The following is a 13,916-nucleotide window of genomic DNA, read 5'->3' as shown; positions in this document are numbered from 1 at the left end:
TGCATTTTTTTACATGAAGGAGCTACACTATTTCCCTGAAGTGACTCGAATGCTGGAAGGAGAGCCGCTACCTTGTCTAATATCAATGCAGGAATAGCCTTAGCAGCAGGGGTAGCATCGTTTATTTCACCTTGCTGTTTACCGCTTTATCCCTCTTATTTATCGTATATTACCGGATTATCCGTTCAGCAATTGAAGTCAGGCAGCAATACCAAAGAGGTCCGAATACGCACAATAACCCATACATTGGCATTTATTTTAGGTTTTTCAGCGGTTTTTTACACACTGGGATTTGGTGCAGGACTATTCGGACAATTCTTTAATGGACAACGTGATCTGATCCGGCAATTATCGGCGATTCTGATTATTGTGATGGGATTATTTCTGCTTGGGATCTTTCAGCCGCAATTTCTACTTCGTGAACGTAAGCTTGATTTAAAATGGAAGCCGGCGGGTTATGTGGGATCCTTTATTTTTGGGATCGGTTTTTCAGCGGGCTGGTCTCCATGTATCGGACCGATTCTGACCGCAATTATCGCACTTTCCGCCAGTGAGCCCGGCACGTGGTTTACGTTAATTACGGCTTACAGCATCGGTTTCGCATTGCCATTCTTTGTCTTGGCCTTCTTTCTTGGCGGAGCTAGACGTATCCTTAAATATTCAAATGTGCTGATGAAGATTGGCGGCGTTCTCATGGTATTTATGGGCGTTCTGCTCTTTACAGATCAAATGTTCCGGATCACAGTGTGGCTGCAGGGAATCACACCGGATTGGCTCATTTTTTAGGTGAAATAATCAATCCCTGCTTCTGGAAAATGTTCGAATATCCGCTCTGTGATAAACTCTCGCAGGGCGGTTTGCTGTTCATCGGGATAGACATATTTATTTTGTCCCCAGCGGCCCCATTTCTTCTTACGCTTCTCCATATCCATCTCAAGCTTGGATTTGGGGTAGCGCTTCTCAATTACCGTCTTAGCGGTTTTGGTGAATCGATGCTGAATCATTTCGAAGGTTAATCCTTTTCCAACTTCAGGGGGGAGGGTCCGGGCTAATTTGGCCAGTAGCTCAGCGTAGCCTTCTTGCCAGCCGTCATACCAAATAATTGGAGCAATGATAAACCCAAGCGGATAACCCGCCCGTGCTACCTTTCCAGCGGCTTCAATACGCTCCTCAAAGCGGGAGGTGGCAGGCTCGAAATTTTTTATTACATAATCTGCGTTGACGCTGAAGCGAATTCGGGTATGTCCGTTATGTTCCAAAGCAAGCAGTGGTTCAACATGTTGGTATTTGGTCACAAAGCGCAGACGGCCAAGGGGCTCTTTTGCCATAAATGTAATTAGTTCTGCCAGAGAACCTGTGATATGCTCCAGTCCAACCGGATCTGAGGTACAGGCAGCTTCAAAAGTCGTGATTTCTGGACTGCGCTCCTCGATATATGTTTTGGCAGCGTCAATAATGTCTTCTGTGTTTACATATACGCGAATGTAAGGCTTTGCCCCTAAGGTGGTCTGCAAATAGCAATAATGGCAGTGCCCCATACAGCCGGTGGCGATCGGAATAGCATAATCAGCAGATGGTTTGGATTGGTCAAACTTCAAAGTTTTGCGTAGGCCGACAACAAGCGTTCTTTTGGCAATTTTGTATTGCTCGACCTCAGTTTCACCGGGGAAATTCATAATACGATTATGTGATGTAGTCATACGATAGGGGATATCGTTAGCTTTTACCCATTCCATAATTTTTTCACCTTTAGGGTAATTTAAAGCATTCGGCTCAAAGAAAACGAGCTCTGGAAGAAAAAGTGCAGTTGGTTTTCTGGATCTTTTTACAGTAGCGGACTCTGGCGTCACTATAGTCATACTTTCACGCTCCTTTGGAATGACGAGTATGTTTATTATGTCTAACTCAGCCCCAACAGAAGCATGGTAAACATGTGCAACTCATCTGTAAGTTCCTTTGAAGGACTTGCCAAGGTGCGTTAGAAACATGTATCATTGTTAGAGCAAGGTTTGGCCCGGCGCCATGCTCATTATAGAAAAGAGGTAAAGTTTAATGCCAACACCCAGCATGGAGGATTATTTGGAGCGCATATACAAGCTCATAGATGAGAAAGGTTATGCGCGGGTCTCGGATATTGCCGAGGGACTGGAAGTACACCCCTCCTCTGTGACCAAGATGATCCAAAAACTGGATAAGGACGAATATCTCATCTATGAGAAATATCGTGGGCTTGTCCTAACCAACAAAGGGAAAAAAGTAGGAAAACGGCTAGTTGATCGTCATCAACTACTGGAGGAATTCCTCGGATTGATCGGAGTACAGCAGGAATACATTTATAATGATGTTGAAGGAATCGAGCATCACTTAAGTTGGGATTCGATTACTCGTATTGAAACATTGGTAGAATATTTCCGGCGTGACGAAGAACGTATACAGACGTTATATGCGATTCACAATGAACTGACAAGTGATTCCTAAAATGTTTTTTCCCGAAACGGATACTGTCCTAAAAGTTATGCGCAGCAAGGCTTTCGTGAGCATAATCAGTGGATAGTATAGCCGTTTCTATTTTGTTTAGTGCAACCTTTCCCAGTTTTTAGCGTCAAAACGGATACAGTCCTTTTTAAAAATATAAGAGGGTATGAGTTTCATTCGGTACCTCTTATATTTTTTGCAAAGACAGAGACCCCCTTTTTTCAAGGAGGCATTCTCTCATTTGCATGAAGGATCTATCCGTTTTTTCTTTTTTTTAGATACATATTTTTTAGATTTGGGGAGGAATTATGAATTATCGTAAATGGATGTTGAGCTTGTTAGTACTTATGTTGTTTCTGCCTTTATGGTCACCTGGTGCACGCGCGGCAGCGGTGCAAATTACCATTGAACTGGATGGAGAAGCTCTGGTAAGTGATGTGCCCCCGTATATCACAACCTCCAATGTAACGATGGTGCCCATTAGTGTGATCAGTAATGGATTAAATGCCGGCGTAGTATGGAATCAAATGAATAAGACTGTAACGATCACTCTAGGAGAGACGGTCCTTAAGCTAACGAGCGGCAAGAAAAATGCTTTGGTAAACGATGCCTCAGTAGCGCTGGATACATCTGTGCAGATTAAGCAGGGGCGGGTAATGGTACCGATTCGTTTTGTAAGTGAGCAATTGGGACTACAGGTGTTATGGGATCAGGTGAATAAGCATATCTCCTTGTTCTCCAACACGGAACCCCCACAATCTGTCGATCCAGGAACACCAACGACACCAACGACACCAACAGTACCAACGATACCCACTATCCCTGGTGGATCGACTAGTAAGGAAATGAAGGGGGCTTGGATTTCCACCGTATTCAATCTGGACTGGCCTTCAACGTCTTCGGCAGGAAACGAAGCGAAGCAAAAGCAAGAGTTTGATAATTTGTTAGACAAGCTAAAAGCCGTTGGCTTTAATGCTGTGTTTGTGCAGGTTAGACCTTCAGCAGACAGTCTGTATCCATCGACTTTAGTTCCTTGGTCTAAGGTATTGACGGGTACACAAGGGAAGAATCCGGGATATGATCCTCTAAGTTATATGGTCAGTGCTGCGCATTCCCGCGGCATGCAGTTTCATGCTTGGTTCAACCCATTCCGTGCAACGACAGATGCTTCCACCTCAACGTTAGCAAGTAACCATGTGGCAAAAGAACATCCAGAATGGATTGTGAATGCCGATGGTAAGAAATACATTAATCCAGGTATTCCAGAGGCTCGCCAACATATCATCGACACGGTGATGGAAGTGGTTAAAGGTTACGATATCGACGGTGTCCATTTGGATGATTACTTTTATCCTTCCAATGTTACTTTTGCCGATGATGCTGCTTATTCTACCTATAATTCGAAAAAGCTTTCTAAAGCTGATTGGCGCCGAGATAATATTAATGAATTTGTCCGTCAGTTGGGAGAACAGATTCATAAGGTAAAACCTAAGGCTTCTTATGGAATCAGTCCTTTTGGAGTATGGCGGAATATTAAAAATGATAGTACAGGTTCGGACACTAGTGCAGGGGTAACTGCTTATGACAGCATGTATGCGGATGTTCGGACATGGATTAAGCAGGGCTGGATTGATTATGTCGCTCCGCAAATTTATTGGAGTCTGTCCTTTAGCACAGCGCGTTATGACAAGTTAGTAGATTGGTGGGTAAAAGAAGTAGAGAATACGAATGTTAAACTCTACATCGGGTTAGCTGGTTATAAGGTCGGAGCCAGTGATCAAAAGGCAGAATGGCAAAGTGGAGATCAAATTATTAATCAGCTCAAATATAATGAGAAGTATGAAGAGGTTGCAGGTAGTATTATGTTCAGAGCGAATGACGTCGTAGTCCGCAATCCGTTCGGATTGTCGAGCTTATTGACCTTTTATTTTAAGTCCTAATAGGTAACTGTTATTTATAAGGTGTCATGAATGTTCCCCCGTGCTCATAGATAAGCAATAGAATCTATGGAAACGGGGGATTTTTGTGTATGGAGATTAACGCAGTTTTTGAAGGAGGAGGCGTAAAAGGAATTTCCCTCGCAGGAGCAGTGGAAGCTACAGAAAGGGCAGGCAGGACTTTTAAAAGAGTAGCAGGAACCTCCTCAGGTTCGATTGTAGCCGCTTTACTAGCAGCGGGCTATGAAGGGGAGGAAATGTGTCGAATCATCCAAGGAACATCCTTTTCATCGTTTCTGAAGCGAGGTCCCGTTTACAATACTGCTATCGTTGGTCCTGCGCTTCGGATGTTATTGAAGAAAGGATTATATTCTGGGGAAGCCCTGGAGTCCTGGGTAAGAGCATTTTTACTGAAAAAGGGAATCATCACCTTCCGTGATCTGCCTGCCGGTAAATTATCCATCATCGCATCCGATATCACAAATGGAAGGATATTAGTCTTGCCAGATGGCTTGGAGCAGTATGGGATCTCTCCGGAGCATTTTGAAGTGGCTAAGGCAGTGCGAATGAGCTGCAGCATTCCTTATTTTTTTGATCCGGTCATGCTAAGACTTAATGGGCAAGCAGCAAGAGGGAAATCCTTTACTCAGCAATTTGTGTATGTTGTGGATGGTGGGCTCTTGAGTAATTTCCCATTGTGGCTATTTGACGGCAAGAATAACGGTAGCAAACAACCAGGGAATAAAATTCCTACGGTAGGTTATCAAACGGTAGGTAAGACGGATCCGCAGCCGCATAAAATCAACGGGCCATTCAGTATGCTCCAAGCTATGGTAACTACCATGCTCTCTGCTCATGATGAGAAGTTTATTGAAGGGGATAAATTTGTTCGCACGGTAAAAATTCCTACGCTTGGGATTGGGACGACTCAGTTTCAAATTACAAAAGCGCAAAGCGATGAATTGTATGCTGCTGGACTTAAAGCAGGGGAGGATTTCTTTAAGGAGTGGCGACCAAGATAACGAGCGAGCATCGACGTATAGAAAAAAAGCATCCCGCACGTTACTTAAAAACGTGGAGATGCTTTTTTGAGTTGGTATGAAGTTAGTGATACTTAGGAAGCTGATCGTCATTTTTTCCTTTACTTCCTTCGATCACTTGGAAAGGATAGCTTTTGCGTTTGCCTGGTGCAGCTTGATTCTTGCGAATTCCTGCTACCTTTGACATGGTCTTCTGAGAAGGCTTCACTTTAACCTTAGATCCATTACTGCTTCGAGCATATTTCCCTGGTCCCATTTTCTTGTAAGCATAATAAATGATCGTGAGCAGTACTAATGGGAGAATCAGCTTCGACAGCGTAAAGAAAGGGGCAGTCAACACTCCAATCACAAAACCGAAAATCGCAAGCGTAACCGTAATCCAAAAAATTAAAGCATGCCTGATCATAGATCACTCATCCTTTCGCAGGATCCAATATGCCACCGGACATACTTTCCTCCGTATACCCTCTTGCTTCAATCGCAGCATCAAGCTCACGCATACGGTTGAAAGAGGCGATAGATACTTCTACCTGATCGTCTTTTGGCTCTTTGGTTGTAAGGAGCTGCAGCCACAATCCAGGGTAACCCAGATATTTAAGACCTGGCACTTCTCTTACTGCATTGGTACCCTTCAGTACTTCAAACGATACACCAATTACGACTGGCAACAAGATAATCCGCTGGATTACACGTTCCCAAAGATTATCCCATGGCACTACGGAGTAAATAATCACCCCGAGGATAATCGTAAGCATCATAAAGCTACTTCCGCAGCGGTAATGCAGACGGCTGTATTTCTGAACGTTCTGAACAGTCAGTTCTTCGCCTGCTTCAAAGGCACTGATGACTTTGTGTTCTGCACCGTGATACTGGAACAGTCGCTTGATCACAGGTGTTTGAGAAATCGCCCATAAATAGACCAGCAAGAGAACCATTTTGATGCCGCCTTCTATGAGGTTGTGCAGTACGTAGTTATCAAATACATTTTTAAATAAAAAATCCTCTACAAATACCGGTACGAGCGTAAAAATGAGCTTTCCGAACAAGAAGGAGAGAATACCCATTACTGCTACGCCAAAAATCATTCCTAAGCTCCAGCCCTCATCCTTTTTCTTCGGCTTTGCTTTTTCCTTCTCCAGATCTTCCGGTTCCAATTCATCTTCGGCGTAGGATTCTGCTGAATAGTTCAAGTGCTTAGAGCCTTTAGCGCTGGCATCTATAATACTGACAAGGCCGCGAAGCAGCGGAATCTTGCGCAGTTTCGTGACCCAGCTCTTATCTGTTTTGGGTACCTCTAAAAATGTGATTTCCTGATTCTTGCGTCGTACGGCTGTTACATTGATATGCTTACCGCCGAACATGACACCTTCAATGACGGCTTGGCCGCCGTAACTGGGAGTTTCCTGGGACAACCAATTCACCTTCTCGTATTTAATATGATTTATATAATACATTGTAACTAATTTTTGATGACATTACTAGTTGGATCGCCTTTTGCTGTACATACTATCTTCTAGAGAGAGCGAGAGATAATTCAGTATTGAAAATAAAGAAAGCGAGGCAATTTCATGAGCAAATCTCATCAACAACAATCGGGGCATACAAATATTTGGCTTTTTGCACTCGAATTAGGTTTTTTTTCTGGATTGATTTGGGGAGGGCTTCACTGGCTTACCTATTGGTTCAGTTTTACCAAAGTCAGTCCTGGTTTTATCGCAGAGCCTTTTTTTAAACATGAGTTTTTGACAACTGCGTTCGGACATTTCGTGGGATACATGTTTTTTATCGTATTTTCGGTGATCGCGTCCATACTGTATGTACTGCTTCTGCGCAAGCTGAAGGGACCTTGGCCAGGGCTGGTCTACGGCATTTTTTGGTGGGCGGTTATATTTATTCCTGGTTCTCAATTGTTTCTTATGCAGCCCCCATTCAAGCTGCCGTGGAACACGGTCATTAGTGAGTTCTGCATTTTTCTACTATGGGGAATGTTCATTGGATATACAGCAGCGATCGAGTATACGGACGAACGGAAGCGTGAGCAAAGTACAGCGCTTGCCTAACGGCGCGAAAAAACTTCTCAAGGGGATATCCCTATGTTAAAATACAATGTGGCTATTTCGAGAGGAGAATGAAAATGGGTAACAAGCGTGTCTCCAAGCTGCGTAAGGTTTTGCAGGATCAAGGATTGGAAGCAATGTTGATAACTAGCGGTTATAACCGCCGCTATTTAAGTGGATTTACCGGATCGTCCGGTTATGTACTGGTGACAAGTGATGATTGTTATCTGCTGACTGACTTCAGGTATATGACACAGGCCGCGGACCAAGCAGTGGGGGTAAAAGTTGTAGAACATGCAACTAAGTTCATTGATACAGTACGCGAGCTTCTGCCTTCTGGTAAAGAAGTACGTATCGGTTTCGAACAGGATGATGTTTCATTCAGCGCGTACACCTCATATGCAGAAGCACTTAAGCCGGCAGTGTTAGTCCCAGTTTCCAAGGCCGTGGAAGACCTTCGTATGTTCAAGGATGAGGAAGAGCTTGCCGTTATGCAACGTGCAGCAGATCTGGCCGATGCTACATTCAGTCATATTCTGAACGTGATCAAGCCGGGCATGACTGAACGCGATGTTGATTTGGAAATGGAATTTTATATGCGTACCCATGGTGCAACTTCTTCATCGTTTGATACGATTGTTGCTTCAGGCGAACGTTCGTCCATGCCACACGGAGTAGCAAGCAGCCGTGTAATTCAAGGCAATGAATTCATTACCCTTGATTTCGGTGCATTACTTGATGGCTATTGCTCAGATGTGACAAGAACCATCGCACTCGGAGCGCCGGATCCGAAGCTGAAAGAGATTTATGATATTGTGCTGGAAGCTCAGCTACATACGTTAGCACATATCAAACCGGGTATGACTGGACGGGAATGCGATGCCTTGGCACGTGATATCATTGCTAGCTACGGATATGGTGAACAATTTGGACACAGCACGGGTCATGGACTTGGAATGGAAGTTCATGAGTGGCCGCGTTTGTCCAAACTTAGTGACGATGTTATGCAGCCGGGGATGGTCGTAACTGTAGAGCCTGGTATCTATTTGCCAGGAATTGGCGGAGTACGTATTGAAGACGACATTGTGATCACGGAGAGCGGAATTTCGTTGCTGACCCATTCGTCTAAAGAATATACAGTACTGTAAGTAAGCGGGATGTATTAGATTAATTATGAATTTTGGAGGGATTTTTAGTGATTTCAGTAAATGATTTTAAGACAGGTTTGACCGTAGAGGTAGAAGGAGATATTTTTACCGTTATTGATTTCCAACACGTTAAGCCAGGTAAAGGCGCAGCATTCGTTCGCTCCAAGCTTAAGAACTTGCGTAACGGTAATACAGTAGAGCGCACATTCCGTGCAGGTGAAACAATTGGCCGTGCTATTATCGAAAACCGTGGCGTACAATATCTATATGCAAGCGGATCGGACCATGTATTCATGGATAACGAAACTTATGACCAATTCGAATTGTCTGAAAAGCAATTGGAATGGGAATTGAATTTCCTTAAAGAGAACATGACTGTAAACATCGTTAGTTACAAAGGCGAGATTCTCGGAATCAATCTTCCTACCAGCGTAGAGTTGAAGGTTGTTGAAACTGAGCCTGGCGTTAAAGGAAACACGGCTCAAGGTGCTACGAAATCGGCCAAGCTTGAAACTGGTCATAGCGTACAGGTTCCATTGTTTATCAACGAAGAAGATATCCTGCTCATTGATACTCGTGAAGGTAAATATATCTCCCGCGCGTAGGCAGCAGAATAATAACTTAGATATGATTAGAATAACCTCCCCGTTTATACGGTGGAGGTTTTTTAATGTAAAGGAATGGACGATGGTGTTAGGGTTCTTGTTTGTCGAACAAGCTCGCATTAAAATATTGGAAGATGAGTAAAATAAGGCCAGACTAAAGATCGATGGCGATCTTATCTTTTTTGAATCCAGTATGGAAATTAATAATTTTTTTGTGAAACCATTAACGCAAGGCACTGTTTTCGTATTATACTGATTTAAAGCGGGAAACCGATTAGAAGCAACTACATAGACCGATATGGGGAGTGAATGGGACTTTGTCACTTTATGTTATGAAATTCGGAGGCAGCTCCGTCGGCGACACTGAACGTATGAAACGCGTCGCTAAGCGCATCGCAGACAAGCAAGATGAGGGACATCGCTGCGTTGTGGTTGTATCTGCAATGGGGGATACAACAGATGATTTGATCGATACGGCGAAGCAATTAAACGGGCAGCCGCCCGCGCGTGAAATGGATATGTTGATGACGACAGGTGAACAAATCTCCGTCGCTCTATTATCCATTGCCCTGCATGGGATCGGGCGGAATGCAGTTTCTTATACAGGATGGCAGGCCGGATTCCGGACAGACGAAACTCACGGCAGAGCTCGTATCAATGAAATTGACCCACGTCGTGTATTAGCCTCTTTGGAACGTGAACAGATCGTGATCGTTGCAGGCTTTCAGGGAATGACTGTGGAAGGTGAGATCACCACATTAGGACGTGGAGGTTCGGACACAACAGCTGTAGCATTGGCTGCTGCGATTCAAGCAGACGTATGCGAGATTTATACCGATGTTGATGGTATCTATTCCACAGATCCACGTATCGTGAAGACAGCGCGTAAGCTGAAGGAGATTTCTTACGATGAAATGCTAGAGCTTGCCAATCTGGGAGCAGCTGTACTACATCCACGTGCAGTGGAGTACGCTAAGCGTCATCAAGTTAAGCTGGTCGTCAGATCGAGCTTTAATCATAATGAAGGTACCGTTGTGAAGGAGGAAGCAAGCATGGAGCAAGGAGTCGTAGTAAGTGGTATTGCGTATGACAAGAACGTAGCACGTGTAAGTATTCTAGGAGTGCCTGATGTTCCGGGCGTGCTTGCTCAAGTCTTCGGCAAATTGGCTGAAGAGGGCGTTAACGTTGACATTATTGTACAAAGCGGTGTACAAAATGAGCAGGCTGACTTCTCATTTACGGTCTCTCTTGATGAGCTGGATCGTGCGAAAGAAGTAATTAAGCAAATTCATAAAACGTTGCCTTACCGTGAAGTTACGTCTGAGGATAACCTGGTGAAGGTGTCCATCGTTGGCGCGGGTATGGTCAGCCATCCAGGGGTTGCGGCTCAAATGTTTGATGTACTCTCCCAAGAGGGTGTGAGCATCAAGATGGTAAGTACGTCTGAGATCAAAGTATCTTGCGTCATTGAATCAGGCAATTTGCCTTCAATCATTCAGGCGCTTCATACCGCCTACAATCTTGATACTACAGAGCAGGCTTTCGTCGGAGGTCCTAAGGATCGCCGATAAGAGCTGCTAAGTAAATAAAAAGGATGCTTACAGCTAAATGGCTGTAAGCATCTTTTTTTATTGTTTAGGAAATTATACAATACAAAAAAATGTGGATAACTCCGAAGAAAGAGGAAGGAGGGGTGAACGTAAAGAAGCAGGAGACATGGAATAAACGAGGAGTCATCCGTCAGATTCTAAAAACCGAGCGGACGTTATATCCTCCGAAATGCATGTTTTAGCCGAGCCTACGGACAAATGTATGCGAAAAACCGAATACAATGTGCCGCTGGTAACGTAAACGAGCCAAATGTATGCGAAAAATCGAATACAATGTGCCGCCGGTAACATAAACGAGCCAAATGTATGCGAAAAACCGAATACAATGTGCCGCTGGTAACGTAAACGAGCCAAATGTATGCGAAAAATCGAATACAATGTGCCGCCGGTAACGTAAACGAGCCAAATGTATGCGAAAAATCGAATACAATGTGCCGCCGGTAACGTAAATGAGCCAGCGATGTTATTCCCCAGATTAAACTGGATTGCTGACATCAGCTGGTTGTTCGGTGATTTCGGCACAATGCCAGAACAATGGAACAAAGATGCAGATGGTACGCTGAGCTACGGTTCGATCGATCCAGGTGCGAAGCAAGCACTTTCTACACTAAAGACGTGGATGGAAAAAGGTTATATCACTAAAGATGCAGGTCTAGTCGATGAAAATGGTGGTTACGAACAATTCACTAAAGGTCAAGCCGGTGCAATTGTAGGCCGCAACTGGCTTCCTGACTGGCCGTTTGGGGATCTGCTGAACAACGTACCTGGTGCAAAATACAAAGCTTATGCTATTCCTGCAGGTCCTGATGGCAAAATTGGTACACAAAGTGGTAACCCGTCTGTTAACGGATGGATGCTGATCAATAAGGATTCGAAGCATCAAGAAGCATTGCTGCGTTATTATAACTTCTTATTCGATAACTGGGCAAATCCGCAAAAGGGCGGCATTTTCGAAAATGGTTTTGCTGAAGGTTATGATTATGCCAAGCAAGCAGATGGTACTGTAGTTAAGGACCCAGCGAAATATCCGGATCTATTCCCAGGCTATGGCGACCGGACACATTTAGTTGAACCGATCTACTACTCTCTTACTTTTGACGGTGCTCGTGAGCCGGGATTGTACGCAGAGACGATGAATAAACTGGCAAACGGTGGTACGCCTGAAACACCGTATGAGATTGCAACGGCTGCGGTTCGTAAACCGGAGAATATTGAAGCCATGAAGATCGTCTTGGAGCAGAAGGATATTCGTATGAAGAATTACTTCCAAGGGCCTCTGACCGAAACCATGAAATCCAAAAATGAGCTGTTGAAGAAATTGGTACTTCAAACGTACTCCAAGATCATTTATGGCCAATCCCCTATCGAAGAATTCGATACGATGGTGGCCAACTGGAAGAAATCTGGCGGTGATGAAATTACTAAGGAAGTGAACGACTGGTATATTTCCGCTAGCAAAAAATAAACAAATAGCAACCTATATAAATGAAAAGGAACGCTGCATTTAATCTGCAGCGTTCCTTTTCATTTATATACCAACATGGGAGGTAAGTCCCTGAAATTAACCTAATCGTCTGAATCTGCCCTGAATCTCAACAGTTTCTAGTACATTAACGAAAGCACTTGGGTCCGTATTAATTATAGTCTTTCGCAGCTCAGCAAGCTCATATCGAGTCGTTACCGTCATAAGCATGGTATTTCCTTCATGACTGTATCCACCTTCTGCATCGACGACAGTGATGCCATGGGGCAACTCTCTAAGACGATTTAACATCTTCTCCCGTTCTTTAGTAACGATGAAGCAGGTCAGTTTCACATGGCGAATATGGATCATATCGACTACTCTACTCTTCACAAAAATACAGAGCATAGCGTACAAAGCGGAGTCCCAGCTTTTAAAGAAGCCTAAGCTCAGAATAACCATACCATCCATTAAGAACATAATATTCCCCATCGGAATATCCCGTTTACGTGAAATAATCGAGCCTAATATATCAAATCCCCCGGAAGAGCCCCCTGTACGGAGAGAAAAACCAACACCGCCAGCAATAATTACCCCGCCGAAAATACTTGCCAGAATGGGGTCTTTGGTCAACTGCACCTCAGGAATAATGGTTATGAACCAGGTTGTAGCCACGACAGAAAGCAAGCTTAGTAAGATGTATTTTTTTCCCACTGCAATAAATCCCCAGACAATTAAAGGAAGGTTTATTACAAAATAAAGCTTGGAGATGTACTTCGGATCCGTTAAATAACCGACGACCGAGGCAACCCCTGCTACCCCACCGCTCAAAAGCTGATGAGGAATTAGAAACAATCGCATCCCGCTTGCAATTAAAAAGGCTGAAAAAATAATAATAGCTACTTCCTTAAGTGGTCTGACTACGGTACGCATAGATGGCGATAACCCGTAACTTCGAACTTGCATGACACAAATCCCCTCTTTTTCTAATGTCTTTATAGTCTGCTCTTTTTGAAAATATAAACCCACTATATTTCCAATTAACAAGGATACCACAGATGGAAGTGTTCGTAAAAAATAATTTTATCGTACTGATTATATTTATTTATATAGGGGCGTACTATGAACTCTTTCACAGCGGGACTTGCAAATCTGTCATTTCTCCTTGTCTAAAGTGAGTAATTATCGCATATCCATGGATAAGAGAAAGACAAACAAGCCCTCGATATCATTTGGTTTGAATTTGTAAAAGTTAGGAGTGGAGTGGATTGGACAAGTATGTAAGTTGGATGGCAATTCTTCGAATGTTCTCAGGTAGTGCGGAGATTATAGCTGCGCTAATTATGCTGCGATTGAATCAAGTAGATAAGGCACTCGCAGTCAATTCTGGACTGGCTTTGGTAGGACCAACGATCTTGATATTGACGACAGCGATCGGACTTACAGGAATGGCTCAGCAGTTGTCCTGGAGCAAACTGGGCTGGGTGGGCTGCGGTGTAGCCTTTCTCTTAATCGGGATTCTAAAAAAATGATAGATGATAGGCATATTGAGCGCGTACAAGCATAAATATGGAATAAAGCA

Annotated in this window: 14 protein-coding genes; 10 read left to right on the top strand and 4 right to left on the bottom strand. The window is 43.8% G+C overall.

What is annotated here, in order from left to right; translation table 11 throughout:
• Positions 1-72 precede the first annotated feature (72 nt).
• On the top strand, positions 73-786 hold the full coding sequence (locus R50345_RS21125; RefSeq protein WP_042129852.1) for a cytochrome c biogenesis CcdA family protein: 714 nt from the start codon (positions 73-75) through the stop codon (positions 784-786).
• Here R50345_RS21125 and splB read toward each other — a convergent pair.
• Positions 783-1,859: a spore photoproduct lyase gene (splB, locus tag R50345_RS21120; protein ID WP_042129849.1), complete on the bottom strand. Its 1,077-nt coding sequence runs from the start codon at positions 1,857-1,859 to the stop codon at positions 783-785. The two genes, R50345_RS21125 and splB, sit on opposite strands and share 4 nt — an antisense overlap.
• 193 nt (positions 1,860-2,052) lie before the next feature.
• On the opposite strand from splB, the gene mntR reads away from it, so the two are divergent.
• The 3 genes from mntR (at position 2,053) to R50345_RS21105 (ending at position 5,434) form a co-directional block, all read left to right on the top strand.
• Positions 2,053-2,478, top strand: a complete 426-nt coding sequence (mntR, locus tag R50345_RS21115; RefSeq protein WP_042129847.1) for a transcriptional regulator MntR — start codon at positions 2,053-2,055, stop codon at positions 2,476-2,478.
• Between the two features lie 305 nt (positions 2,479-2,783).
• Entirely contained in the window at positions 2,784-4,415 is a 1,632-nt protein-coding gene (locus R50345_RS21110) for a family 10 glycosylhydrolase (RefSeq protein WP_042129845.1), read from the top strand.
• 89 nt (positions 4,416-4,504) lie between these two features.
• Positions 4,505-5,434 carry a patatin-like phospholipase family protein gene (locus tag R50345_RS21105; protein ID WP_042129844.1) on the top strand — a complete coding sequence of 310 codons (930 nt, stop codon included), beginning with the start codon at positions 4,505-4,507 and terminating at the stop codon, positions 5,432-5,434.
• An 82-nt stretch (positions 5,435-5,516) separates the two neighbouring features.
• Here the strand turns inward: R50345_RS21105 and R50345_RS21100 are convergent, their stop codons facing one another.
• Positions 5,517-5,858, bottom strand: a complete 342-nt coding sequence (locus R50345_RS21100; RefSeq protein ID WP_042129842.1) for a hypothetical protein — start codon at positions 5,856-5,858, stop codon at positions 5,517-5,519.
• 7 nt (positions 5,859-5,865) lie between these two features.
• On the bottom strand, positions 5,866-6,813 hold the full coding sequence (locus tag R50345_RS21095) for a DUF1385 domain-containing protein (RefSeq protein WP_375105438.1): 948 nt from the start codon (positions 6,811-6,813) through the stop codon (positions 5,866-5,868).
• A 207-nt stretch (positions 6,814-7,020) separates the two neighbouring features.
• Here R50345_RS21095 and R50345_RS21090 point away from each other — a divergent pair, with 207 nt between their 5' ends.
• The 5 genes from R50345_RS21090 (at position 7,021) to R50345_RS21070 (ending at position 12,337) form a co-directional block, all read left to right on the top strand.
• Positions 7,021-7,512, top strand: coding sequence for a YqhR family membrane protein (locus R50345_RS21090; protein WP_042129839.1), 492 nt, complete (start codon positions 7,021-7,023; stop codon positions 7,510-7,512).
• A gap of 74 nt (positions 7,513-7,586) precedes the next feature.
• Positions 7,587-8,657 carry a M24 family metallopeptidase gene (locus R50345_RS21085; RefSeq protein WP_042129837.1) on the top strand — a complete coding sequence of 357 codons (1,071 nt, stop codon included), beginning with the start codon at positions 7,587-7,589 and terminating at the stop codon, positions 8,655-8,657.
• A 47-nt stretch (positions 8,658-8,704) separates the two neighbouring features.
• Positions 8,705-9,262: an elongation factor P gene (gene efp, locus R50345_RS21080; protein WP_042129835.1), complete on the top strand. Its 558-nt coding sequence runs from the start codon at positions 8,705-8,707 to the stop codon at positions 9,260-9,262.
• A gap of 317 nt (positions 9,263-9,579) precedes the next feature.
• Positions 9,580-10,833 carry an aspartate kinase gene (locus R50345_RS21075; RefSeq protein WP_042129833.1) on the top strand — a complete coding sequence of 418 codons (1,254 nt, stop codon included), beginning with the start codon at positions 9,580-9,582 and terminating at the stop codon, positions 10,831-10,833.
• Between the two features lie 445 nt (positions 10,834-11,278).
• Positions 11,279-12,337, top strand: coding sequence for a type 2 periplasmic-binding domain-containing protein (locus tag R50345_RS21070; protein ID WP_197069699.1), 1,059 nt, complete (start codon positions 11,279-11,281; stop codon positions 12,335-12,337).
• A 96-nt stretch (positions 12,338-12,433) separates the two neighbouring features.
• On the opposite strand, the gene R50345_RS21065 is transcribed toward R50345_RS21070, so the two are convergent.
• Complete coding sequence (locus R50345_RS21065; protein ID WP_081390085.1) at positions 12,434-13,300, bottom strand: YitT family protein; 867 nt, start codon at positions 13,298-13,300, stop codon at positions 12,434-12,436.
• A gap of 302 nt (positions 13,301-13,602) precedes the next feature.
• Here R50345_RS21065 and R50345_RS21060 point away from each other — a divergent pair, with 302 nt between their 5' ends.
• Positions 13,603-13,866 carry a YqhV family protein gene (locus R50345_RS21060; RefSeq protein WP_375103510.1) on the top strand — a complete coding sequence of 88 codons (264 nt, stop codon included), beginning with the start codon at positions 13,603-13,605 and terminating at the stop codon, positions 13,864-13,866.
• Positions 13,867-13,916 lie beyond the last annotated feature (50 nt).

This window comes from Paenibacillus sp. FSL R5-0345 (assembly GCF_000758585.1).
In the GTDB taxonomy this organism is placed as follows: Bacteria; Bacillota; Bacilli; order Paenibacillales; family Paenibacillaceae; genus Paenibacillus_AQ.
The sequence above is the reverse complement of the archived record's forward strand: the minus strand, read 5'-3'. Positions and strand labels throughout refer to the sequence as shown.